Source organism: Paenibacillus sp. JT22N1 (genome assembly GCF_059692155.1).
This window is the reverse complement of the sequence record NZ_JCAUAW010000027.1, coordinates 24718-36614: the sequence shown is the minus strand read 5'-3', so window position 1 is coordinate 36614 and position 11897 is coordinate 24718. Positions and strand designations below refer to the sequence as shown.

The window sequence follows — 11897 nt, the reverse complement described above, 5'->3', positions numbered from 1 at the left end:
TTCCCCCTAAATTTTATAAAGTGATATGACCAAGAATAACTGCGTGTTTGGCTCCGGTGACAGCTGGCAGATTGCTTGTCCTGCCCATTAAAGACTGATGGCCCATTACGGCAAATGCAATTGCTTCCCTGGCATCATCCGGAATACCGAATTCCTGACTTGTATGAAGGTTACAGGTATCCGGCAGGGCTTCCCGGATCATGGATAACAGCGTTTTGTTATGCGTTCCACCACCGGCCACTATGACATCCCCGATTTCATGGATTGGAAAAACGAAATTCTTATAGGATCGGACGATAGTCAATGCCGTCAATGCAGTTGCCGATGCCACCATATCTTCGAACGATAATCCACGTTCCATTCCCTCTTTTCGGAATCGTTCGGCGAATGCGGATCCATACACTTCGCGACCGGTGCTCTTAGGCGGAACCCTCTCATAGTAAGAATCATTCTTGTAGAAGGATTCCACCAAGTCATAGTCAACGCGCCCTTTTGCAGCGATATCGCCTCCCTGATCATACTGCATGTCTCCACCGCTTTGTTCCCTTACAAGTGTATCCATGACCATGTTCCCAGGACCTGTATCGAATGCATAACAATCCTCAGTTGTTGCTCCAGCAGGAATTATGGTTACGTTTCCAATTCCACCGATGTTCTGCACGATGCGGCCCACATTTGGACTTCGGAAAGCGATCAGATCCAGGTATGGTGCCAGTGGAGCACCTTCACCACCAGCCGCCATATCACGGGCTCTAAGATTTCCGATAACGGGTATGCCCGTTCTTTCGCGAACCAGGGCTGTTTCACCGATCTGCAAAGTGGCTTTTACCAGTCTGACACCATCCGGCCCAGGAAACTGAACTTCATCGGGAGCATGCCATACGGTTTGACCGTGCATGCTGATGGCGTCCACGGCTGAACTATCAAGCTCTGTTGTTTGCAGTAGTCGTTCCACGGCTGAAATGTACCATTCGGATATTCCATAATTGGCGATTACCAATTCGTCCAATTTAGCTTGCTCAACCGAACAGAGTGAAATCAACTTTTCCTTTAATTCAGTTGAATAAGGAATATATTCAAATCCCTTAAGCTCTACTTTTTCAATCTCACCTGTCGGGGTCGTGTCAATTTGAACCATTGCGGCATCAACACCATCCAAGGAAGTACCGGACATGATACCGATGATAGTGTGCTGCTTCTTTTTTCGATAGGCTTCCCACATAGTAAAACTACTAGTTTCCAAGACTTATCCCCCTTGTTTTACGATTATTAGAATAAAGCCAACCCATAATGAAGATGAGAACTGCCGTAAAAGCAGCAGGCATAATAAAAGCAAATTGAAAGCCATACCACTTGCCCAAAATCCCCATAAACCACAATGTAACCGTAGCACCAATACCCGCAGCCGAAGTCAAATAACCAATAACCGTACCTGATAATTTGTCAAAATCCCGTGAAGCCATGGCAACGAAAGTTGGAAATACAAGTGAGAAAAACAAACCAATTAAAGAAAACATCCATCCCCAGCCGGATGGTCCCAGTTGAGCGATAATCATCAATATGCCACCCAAACTGACACCGAGAATAATTGATAACTCATAACCAATGCGGTCTGCAATAAAACCACCAAGCAATCGTCCAGCCATCATCAAAACAAAAAAGGCGCTTATGTAATATGGAACAGTAGTATCGCTTACGCCTTTTACTTTGGAAAGAAAATAAGGAAGCCAACCCAAGAATCCTACTTCAGCCCCCACATAAAAGAGAGTTGCAATCACCAAGCCCTGAAATCGCTTACTTTCCAGCAATTCTTTGACCTTTGAAGTTTCAACTCGGACACGTTCGGTTCTATCAACCTTAAGTAAAGATAGCGTGATCAAAGATGTTACTAAGATAATTAGGAATATCCAATAAATTCCTTGCCATTTTACTCCCTCTAAGAATAGGAAGCCAGTGAGCATTGGAAAAAGAAACGCTCCAAGACCGTACCCGGCATGTACAAAACCAAGAAAACGAGCTCGAAACCGGGAAAACCATGATGATGTAACATAATTGAGCGAAGTTTCTAATGCCCCCTTGGAGAAACCGCTTACAAAAAACAAACCAATTAACATCAAATAATTTGGAATGGTCACCATTCCGAATATGGCCAAGAAAAGAATGATAATAGCTGCTTGAAGAGATCGTTTAGAACCAATTTTGTCGACAAGCCAACCCACAATGGGACCTGAAAAAAGATAACCTAACGGAGTTGCAGCTAGCAATGTACCAATCTGTGGCAGGTCCAAAGAATAAAAAGCGCCTATATGATTCGTCTGAATTCCCCTCACTGAGTCAAAAGCTCCAACAGTGAGAAACAAAACAAGTATTACGATAAAACCATGAATGTATACCGCTCCCCTCGCAAGTACCATATTTAACCACTTGACTTAGTCTAAGGTAATATTATTCTTCTTGTCAATAGTTTTGAACAAAATATTATTACTTATAGAACAAGTAATTTAATCACTCAAAAAATAGTCCGGCAAATTTCCTAGACTGATCTGTCCGAGTAGAATGTCACTGCTTGAGTACAATTGTTTTGTTGCCGTGAAGGGTAACCTTAGCCTTTAAAATTGTATTCCCTATCGTGAAAAGATGATTAGGTAACTCTTTTCCCCTTATTAACTGCCACTTGCAAAAAAGGCTGCACTAGGCAACCTGATTATTTATAACGATTCGAATTCCAAGTGGCGTCATCATTGATATTTTCCGTTTTCCATGCCCGTGAAGAGGTCAATATCAAAAACAATTACATGCTTATTTAATTAATAGCTGTTTTCACACACACTTGTTCTATTGGACGATCATATACTAGATTAGTATAGTTAGAAAGGAGGTATTCATTTTGAAACGATCTGATCAGTATATGATTTGTAAAAAGTACCTCAATCGAGATGTTCTGATAAAAACGGCACATGGCACTTACAAAGGAACCATTGTAAAAGTCGACAGGAATAAGGTCTATTTAAAAACGACGAGAAATGGAAAGCATGCGCAAGTCTCGTTTCTTCCTTTTATCATACCACTAGTTCTGTTTGATCTATTAGCTATTTTGCTTTTAGATACAAGGCCTTTTTTTCCATTCAAACCATTCTGATAACTTGTAAAAACCCCATCCTATGATGAGGTTTTTTTCTACATAGGGAATTTTCTGCAGCATTCGATAACAATCAATCATGGGAATAACCGACCTGACAGCCGCACGGATCGATCATGCCGGGGAAAATAGTCAATTGTGCTATCGACAACCCATCATAATAAGGCGCTCCTTTATTATTTTAGATGACTGAGCACGGCCCTCGGTTTCTGACCACTGACGAGCGCCCCATCGCGTTCATAACCTTCTTCACGTCCGACCAACTCCCGAACCAGCCGCTCTCTCCAGCCTTGTAAACTCAGCTGCCAGGCTGGATCTCCCGCCTTATTGGTCAGCTCCTCCGGGTCGCAACTAAGGTCGAATAGCTGCTCTTCGCCAGATTGCGAATACCAGATGTATTTCTCCCGACCGTTTGTCACGTAGTGGTGGGACAAGGCCCCATAGGCATGCTCCCCGTGCACGTACTCGCGCCATGCAACAACCGCACCTTCACGGCATAGCGGTAACAAGCTCTCGCCTTCGACCGAGTCTGGCACAGCCACACCGGCTGCATCCAACAGCGTAGGCATGATGTCGCGCAGCTCGGTTATCCGCTCCTCATCAGCACCACGGTTCAACCCCAGTCGGCCTGTATAATCGGCGACAATTAAAGGCACTTTCGCACTCCCTTCGTAGGCGAGCGCTTTGCGGAAGAAATGGTGGTCGCCCAGCATTTCTCCATGATCGGAGGTGAACACCACGACCGTATTGCGCAGCACGCCGTACTCACTGAGTGCATTCAGCAGACGTCCGATCTGAAAGTCCAGATGCGTAATAAGAGCATAGTAAGCCGCCTTGGCCCGATCCAGACGTTTCTTCGTCAGCTTGCTTATGCCGGTAGTCGGATGGTCCGATCCATTCTCGGCGTTCTGCAAATCTACCCAGTCGCCTACCGGCGGCTCCGGCATGTCCTCATTGAGGTACATGTCGAAGTAGGCCTGAGGCGGATCGAAAGGCGGATGCGGACGCACGAAGGACGTCCACAGGAAAAACGGCTTAGTAGGGTCGCGTCTTCGTAGGAAATCGATCGATTGGGTGACCGCCCAATTCGTCGGATGCAGCCGCTCTGGGAGATGCCATGGCAGCGCAACCGTTGATGCATTACAATCGAGACCGTTGTCCATCAGATCATAGGTACCCGGCTCCGTATTCCGTATCCAATTCAAATAATCATCGCATTCGTTGAAATGTTCCGCATGTGACGTTCTACTGTTGTCCCGGTTGTAGTGCATGTAGCCATCGTGAAGCACCACGTTGTGGAAGCCGCATAAGTTGCGGGTCGGGTATACGTGCATCTTGCCAACACATTGCGTGTGATAGCCAGCATTCGCCAATTCACCGGGCAAGGTGTGCTCGTACGTCCATGGGACATGCTCCTCGTATCCTACTCGTCCATGTGAGCGTTGGCTCATGCCCGTTAAGAGTGCCGCCCGCGCCGGAATGCAGGTCGGCGTTGCGGAATATGCGTTCCGAAACAACACACCGTCTTCCGACAATTTGTCTAGATTCGGCGTCTGTACGATCGGATGACCGAGTGCGCTTAAGCAGTCTCCCCGCATTTGATCCACTGTAATGAACAATATATTCGGTTTCATTCGATATGCCTCCCGTTAAAGCATGAAGCTGGGGGAAACCCATTGAACTGTATCCCCCAGCTTCATTCTCTTCAGTTATTACGCTTATTTCTTCTTCAATTTTTTCCACTCATCGTTGGCCTGCTTTTCAATTTGCGATCCACCCTGTTGATTGTACTTCTGTACGAACTCGTCAAACTTATCGATGGTCCAAACACCTGTTACAATCTTAACGAAGTATTCTGCCCACAGCTTCGTTTCGAGATCCGGGTAATCCAACTCAGCCGGAACCGTCTTCCAGAACGCGTTCGGTATAATATTTTTCGATGCCGTTTCGATACCGTTGCGAACTTCCTGCGTCGTCCAACGTCTGTCTACAACGAATGCCATCCGGATCGGGTTGTTGTAGCCTTTCTTGTATAGATCGGCATAACTCGTCGATTGCTTAATCAGGTTCATCGCCTTGTCATACGTATAATCCGTTCCTTCAACACCGTACAGCCCTAGGTTGAAACCTCCGCCTTCGCTGTCATCCACCAGCCAATCCAGGAAGCGGAACAGCTTCTCCGGATTTTGCGCTTTCACAGACAAGGCGCGCAGCGGAGCAGCAGCTACCGCATTCGTCTCTGGATTGCCCAACTTGCCATCCGGCCCTTTGGGAGGTGCAATGAGGCTAAGCTTAGAGGCTGGGGTTGTCTTTTTTAATGCCTCCGAAGTCGGATTCGCTTTAGGGTCTACCAGGTAGGCATCATTCTCGAACAAACCGACCTTCGAATTGATAATCTTCTCGTTCAGCTGTTTTGTTTCCATCACTGGGAAGTCGGGGTCAATCAAACCTTCCTTGTACCATTGCTGAAGCAAAGCGAGCGCTTGCTTCGTTTCCGGCAGGGTAAAGCCTTTCTTGATCTGACCGTCGCGCTCCGTCCAGAAGTGTGGGATCACGCCGTAAGCCCCGAAGATCGAATTGTAGCGCGATAGCTTGGTCCCACTTAAACCTAGGGTATCGTTCTTCCCATTCTTATCTGGATCTTTCGTAACGAATGCTTGCAGAACATCATGCAGCTCATTCACCGTCGTAGGAGCCTTCATTCCGACCGCATCCAGCCAATCTTCACGCACTAGAACCGACGTTACGTTCGGGCTGTTGAATATTTCGGATCTCATACCGTTAGGAAGGGCATATATTTTACCGTTAAATGTCACTTGATCCCAATAATACTGAGGAATCAGCTTCATCAGGTGCGGTGCTTTTTTCAAATATTCGTCGATCGGTTGCACCAGGCCCTGCTCTACAAACCTGCTCAACGTCTTAGAGTCGATATCAAAAAAGTCTGGAAGATCATTCGAGGAGGCCAGTAAGTTGAGCTTCGTCTGATAATCGTCCCCAGGAGCTTGCTGCGCCACATAGTCCACGCCTTTCACACCGGCTTTGGCAGCGGCTTCTGTCAGTACTTTTCTCGCTTCCCCGCCATCGGCTGGGTATTCTGCAATTCCGCTACTGCGCAGGAACTTATAAGTGACCGGTTTATCGTCACTCGACTGCTTCGCATCTTCCTTCGTTTTCTTCACGGAATCTCCGCATCCAACCGTTGTTACAGCTAGAATCGCTGCACCTGCTAACGCTGCTGACATTTTCCATTTCTTTTTCATACCAAGACCTCCCTAGTCATTTCTAAATTTAATCTACCTTAAGATTTGACGGAGCCGAGCATAACGCCCTTCACAAAATATCGCTGCAGAAACGGATAAATCGCTAAAATCGGAATAATAGAAAGAATAATCGTAGCAGCAATAACCGATTCCGTAGAGGAGTCCGCCAATTGCCCCGTCTGCTCAGCAAGCTGCTGACCTGAAATAATTTGCCTAATCAGCAAAGGTAGTGTCGTAAGCGACTTGTCGTTCAAGTAAATGAGTGCCTGGAAGAAATTGTTCCACAGCCCTACCGCAATCCAAAGCGCCAGTGTAGCCAAAACAGGCTTGCATAACGGTACGATGATGTAGAGATAAATTCGGATCGGATTGGCGCCGTCCATCACAGCCGACTCCTCAACCTCTTCCGGAATCCCGCGAATAAAGTTAATGACAATAATAACATTGAAAGCGGTTACCAAGTTAGGAAGAATTAGCGCCCACAAGGAATTTAGCAAACCAAGCTGCTTCACGACCAAGTATACGGGTATCATGCCGCCGCTGAATATCATTGTAAAGACGATCAAGCTCAACCACACGTTCTTCAATGGCAACGTTCGCTTGGCGAGCGGATATGCCATACTCGACGTGACGAATAAGGATAATACCGTACCCACGACGGTAATGAAAATGGTATTTCCATAGGCGATCCAAATATAGTCCGAGGACAATACACTTGTATAAGCCTGCATCGTTAATCCACGTGGCCATAAGAAGAAGCCTCCTCGTAGCGCCTCCGCCTTCGAGCTTAGAGATAGCGATATTTCGTGCCATAATGGATACAGTGTAATGGCGCTCAGTAGCAGGAGGAACAGGCTGTTCCCAACATCAAAAAGTTTGGATGAAAATCGTTTTCTCATAGGCACCTCACCATATTCCGCGCTCACCCATACGTCTAGCCACACCATTGGTGACGAGCAGCAGCAGTAAGCCTACGAAAGATTGGAATAACCCGGCGGCTGTTGCGAAGGAATATCTTCCCATCGTTAAGCCAAGTCGATATACATATGTGTCCAAAACGTCGGACACGTCGAAGACGAGCGGATTATATAAGATGAAAATTTGCTCGAAGCCAACATGAAGGATCTGCCCGGTACGCAAGATAAGCAGAATGACGATTGTGTTGGTAATCGAAGGCAGCGTGATATGTCGTACCAAATGAAAGCGATTAGCTCCATCCATTCGTGCTGCTTCGTACAACTCTGGATTAATTCCCGAGATGGCGGCCAAATAAATAATCGTCCCCCACCCCATCTCCTTCCACATCTCACTGAGTACGAGAAAACTACGGAACGAACCAGGATCCATCAACGGTGATGTCTTCATACCCAAGAAGCTGGTCAAGCCGGAGCCCGATGAGAATAACGAAAACAAGATACCCCCTAAGATAACCCATGACAAGAAATGCGGGAAGTAAACGATCGTCTGCACCCAGCGTTTGAAGGTCGAATTATATACTTCATTCAACAACAAGGCGAGAAGGATTGGAGCTGGAAAATTAAAAATGAGCTTATAGAAGCTGATAATGATCGTGTTCTTCATAGCGGTCCAGAAATCCGGAGCCTCGAATAAGATGCGGAACCATTTCAGGCCAACCCAAGGGCTTCCCATGATCCCCTCCAGCAAGCGAAAATCTTTGAACGCGACTGTAATGCCAGCCATCGGCCAATAATGAAATAAAGCGAAGTACGCAAGACCCGGCAGTAGAAGAACAAAGTAGTATTTGTGCTTGCTCCATTCTCTCCAAAGCCGCCCTAGTTTGGTTACTGGCTTTGAACTAGTTGCAGGGACCGAAGACATTCCGTTCACATTCCAACCTCCTTTTCATATGTCGTTATGGTAGTTACATCACGTGATTGCACCTTTAGCGTAACCGCTTCCAAAAAAACAGTAAATCCCCACTCTACGATCTGAATGGGGAATTTCCGCTTTATATCAGACTATGTTCAAAAGTGTACATTGGTATCCAAAAGGCTACATCATCTTTTTACGGTACTCGCCTGGGGTAATACCCTCGTATTTTTTGAAAAACCGGATGAACGTATGCACGTCGTTATAACCAATCGCCTCGCTAATGCTTTGCAGCGATTTACTTGAATCCCCTAACAGCCTCATGCCCTGCTCCAGACGGTATTCTGTTAAATATTCCAACGGGGCTTTGCCTGTTTCCGCCTTGAACAGTCGCCCTAAATGTCCGCTGCTGATTCCTACAGCTTCAGCAACATCAGATATGGCGATATTGCGTTCATAATGCTGTTCCATGTACATCAAAGCTTCTCGGATATAAGGCGGAAAACTCCGCTCGTTTCGTACTTCGTGGACGTAATCCATCATTAAGTCGAGGGTGGCATGAATATAGGATTGCAGCTCGGTGCTGTTTCGGTATTTCTGTAAATTCAGCAAGCTTACTTCATCCATAAGCTCCCCAATATCGTAACCTTCCTGGACGAGCGAGCCCAACGTATGGCTCATTAGCATCACAATCATCTGCTGCAGCTTAGGCAGCGAATAGCGATTCTGATGAATATATTTCTCGAATAGCTGCCACACCAAATCTTCAGCTGCTTGTCGGTCTCCCGCCAAAATCGTGTTCAGAAACAGCTTCTGGTACGACACCGGATAGTCGAACTTCAACTCTTCCCGAGTTGCATCTGCATACACTATATCCGAGCTAACTAAAAATGCTTTGTAGGTAACAGCCCGGCGAGCCAGCTCATAGGCTTCATGTACCATTTCCAACGATCGAACACCTCCGACAACAGCATGGAGCCAAACAGACCAACGCTCTTGCGCCTCGCTCATCATTTGGCGGTAGCACTGCACCAAACGCTCTTGTTCCTCAGCCTGAAGCTCCGTCGAAGGCAAGTTGAGGATGAAGCCAAACATGTTTCTGTCCAAAATAGTCCCTGCTACTGAGAAGTGGGAGGTCAAAATACCCTCTGCTAAGCTGTATAAGTAAACACTATTCCCCTGCTCATCTTCCCTGATAGGCGTTTCTGCGGCTATGAGGAGGACAAGGAAATTCGGATGTTCGAAACGAAGGCCTGTCTGCGCGAATCGTTCAAGGACATCGTTGTCGTTGGGCAGATGATGATGCAGCAGCTCCTGTACCAAATGATCCCGGATGATCGGCACATTTTGCCTTACGGTTGAAATCAAGTTACCAATGGCATCGTCCACGATATGGAAATCATCCGTCTTGCCTGTATCGAACGGCCGGATCACGAATTCTCTCAGCTGCTCGGCCATCCTTCGCCACGGATCATAAAGAATCGAGGCGAACAAGTAGGAAACGCCTAACCCCGCAAGCATAATCAGAAGCAAAATAAGCAGCGCACGGCCCACATCCACCTTCATCTGATCGCTGTACACACTATAGGGTGTTAGCTGCAACGTGGTCCAACCATAAGTCTGACCTTTATGTGCCGTTACAAAATACCGACCACCAGCAAGCGTCATGACATCTGTCCGCAGCTCCCCCAGCGCTAGATGCTGAGCCAGTCCTTCGGCATCCAGCCCTTCGATCGAATGGGAGATGAGCCCGTTCTGAGGATCAAGCACCAACGTAGGCCCCGCTGCATCTGTTGGCAGGTTAAGCAACGTTTGCATAAAGCTATCCTTTTGAATGTCAATGACGAGCATCCCTAGCGGCGTTTGCATCGTAGCCGGAATTGATCGGGCAAACGTGAGCATCTCCACATCTGGCGTACCTGAGATCCCTTTTACCGTACGGACGCCCGTCCATGAGGTGTGCCGTTCTTTCGATTCTTGTCTTAGGCTCGTAATAAAAGCGCTGTCATAATAATCAGCTATTTTGTACAGCCCTTCATTTGTCGTCAGCACCTTGTCGTTCTGGTAAATATACAGTGCAAGTGAATAAAAGATCGAATTGGAGGTTGTCCATCCTCGAAGTTGTTCTTTAATAATCGAATAGTCGTAAACCGAAAGGTCATACGGACGGTTTAACAGATCATAAATCGAAGGTGTCAAGGAAAGCTGTGTCGCAAGTTGATTCATATTGTCACTCATACTGTCTATATGGCGTCCGATCCGGTCTAGTCGATTAGCAGATGCGTTCTCGATTTCACTCGTCAGCTGATTCGATGACCTATATAAGTTGAAGGAAAGGAATAGAACTGCCGGAATGAGTATCGTAACAAAGAACAAAATGAGATGCTTGCGAAAGGCAGCTTTGCGAAACAGTTTCTTCGGTTTCCACTTCAAACTACTTCCTCCTTACTACTTGCTTCTAAACCTTTTGTCTATAATATCATGCTCAAAAGGAAGTCGCACGCAGCAATCTCAACGCTTAACCGACTTACTTCAACGAACGTACAGAAAGAGCAACCTGATAACCGGCTGCTCTTTCTGTACATCCGGCTTATCGATAAGCCGGTTAAATCCTTCTTATGCTTCATGATTTCATGGAAAGCATCATTTCATCGTGCCATTCATTCAGTGTAATGACACAAACTTTAAATACACATCACTTCCAACCTGTACGTTGTAGTATCCCTTTCACAAAATTAAGATTATCTTTCACAAAAAAAGCCGCGATTTACGCGACTTTTGTCTTTGTATCTAACTCTTATAGGGTAAATACGTGATTACCAATGGTAATCTTGGCGGTTCTTTTTTTGCTCCAAGATGCCTGGGCAATATCAGGATTGTAAAAATAAAGGGCCCCAGTTGTTGGATCCAAACCATTCAAAGCGGCTTTTGCCGCGCTATAGGCTGACAAATTTGGTTTAAGGTTAAACTGGCCATCATCAACGGCTGAAAATTGACCTGGCTGATGGATAACCTCAGTGATGGAATCAGGAAATTTTTCGGACTGAACTCGATTAAGAACGACAGCTCCCACGGCAACTTGTCCCATAAAGGACTCCCCTCGGGCTTCGGAATGAATTATTCGCGCCAATTCATCCAGCACCGACTGTTTGGGTGAAATCGCTTTATTTAGTTTAGACAGAGTTAGGGAATCGGCTTCACCATCAACTGACAAGCCATAACTGGCTTGAAATTTCTTTACCGCATTCTTAGTCTGGTTACCGTAATAACCGGTAATTCCTGTATTAAAGTAACCCAATGCGTTTAATCGTTCTTGTAAATCCAGTACTTGGTCACTTTGTGTGCCCTGACCTAACGATTGCGCACCGACCGGTGCGGCCATCCCCATTACACCAAGGGAACAGACGCAGATAAGAGCCTGTAGTTTCTTCTTCATGTTTTAAGATAACCTCCTCTTCCTTTTACGCGCCGCATAGGCAACGACATGCAGCATTACAAATTTAGGGGTGTTGATCCGACTCAAGATGTCGCCTTACACGCTCGAACAATAGGGAACAGCACCAGGCTGTCCCTATAACCTTCGGGAGAAACACCTATTAAGGGTCGCAAATCACAAAAAGGAGCTCTGCCAATAAGGCTACCTCCTCCATTATCGTTATCCGTTA

9 protein-coding genes are annotated in these 11897 nt (G+C 46.4%); all 9 read right to left on the bottom strand.

What is annotated here, in order from left to right; translation table 11 throughout:
- Positions 1–13: 13 nt before the first annotated feature.
- Entirely contained in the window at positions 14–1243 is a 1230-nt protein-coding gene (locus AC58UU_RS34225; RefSeq protein WP_497321989.1) for an anhydro-N-acetylmuramic acid kinase, read from the bottom strand.
- Positions 1233–2414, bottom strand: a complete 1182-nt coding sequence (locus tag AC58UU_RS34220; protein WP_497321988.1) for an MFS transporter — start codon at positions 2412–2414, stop codon at positions 1233–1235. Before AC58UU_RS34220 ends, AC58UU_RS34225 begins: the two co-directional genes overlap by 11 nt.
- Positions 2415–3315: 901 nt before the next feature.
- Positions 3316–4773 (bottom strand): arylsulfatase, encoded by a 1458-nt coding sequence (locus tag AC58UU_RS34215; RefSeq protein ID WP_497321987.1) that lies wholly within the window; start codon positions 4771–4773, stop codon positions 3316–3318.
- Between the two features lie 84 nt (positions 4774–4857).
- Entirely contained in the window at positions 4858–6402 is a 1545-nt protein-coding gene (locus tag AC58UU_RS34210; protein ID WP_497321986.1) for a type 2 periplasmic-binding domain-containing protein, read from the bottom strand.
- A gap of 38 nt (positions 6403–6440) precedes the next feature.
- Positions 6441–7301, bottom strand: coding sequence for a carbohydrate ABC transporter permease (locus tag AC58UU_RS34205; protein WP_497321985.1), 861 nt, complete (start codon positions 7299–7301; stop codon positions 6441–6443).
- 7 nt (positions 7302–7308) lie between these two features.
- Complete coding sequence (locus AC58UU_RS34200) at positions 7309–8241, bottom strand: ABC transporter permease (protein WP_497322031.1); 933 nt, start codon at positions 8239–8241, stop codon at positions 7309–7311.
- Between the two features lie 174 nt (positions 8242–8415).
- Positions 8416–10665: a cache domain-containing protein gene (locus AC58UU_RS34195; RefSeq protein WP_497321984.1), complete on the bottom strand. Its 2250-nt coding sequence runs from the start codon at positions 10663–10665 to the stop codon at positions 8416–8418.
- A 38-nt stretch (positions 10666–10703) separates the two neighbouring features.
- A complete protein-coding gene (locus AC58UU_RS34190; protein WP_497321983.1) occupies positions 10704–10859 on the bottom strand; it encodes a hypothetical protein in 156 nt (51 codons plus the stop codon).
- Between the two features lie 170 nt (positions 10860–11029).
- Positions 11030–11668, bottom strand: coding sequence for a cell wall hydrolase (locus AC58UU_RS34185; protein WP_497321982.1), 639 nt, complete (start codon positions 11666–11668; stop codon positions 11030–11032).
- Positions 11669–11897: the final 229 nt, after the last annotated feature.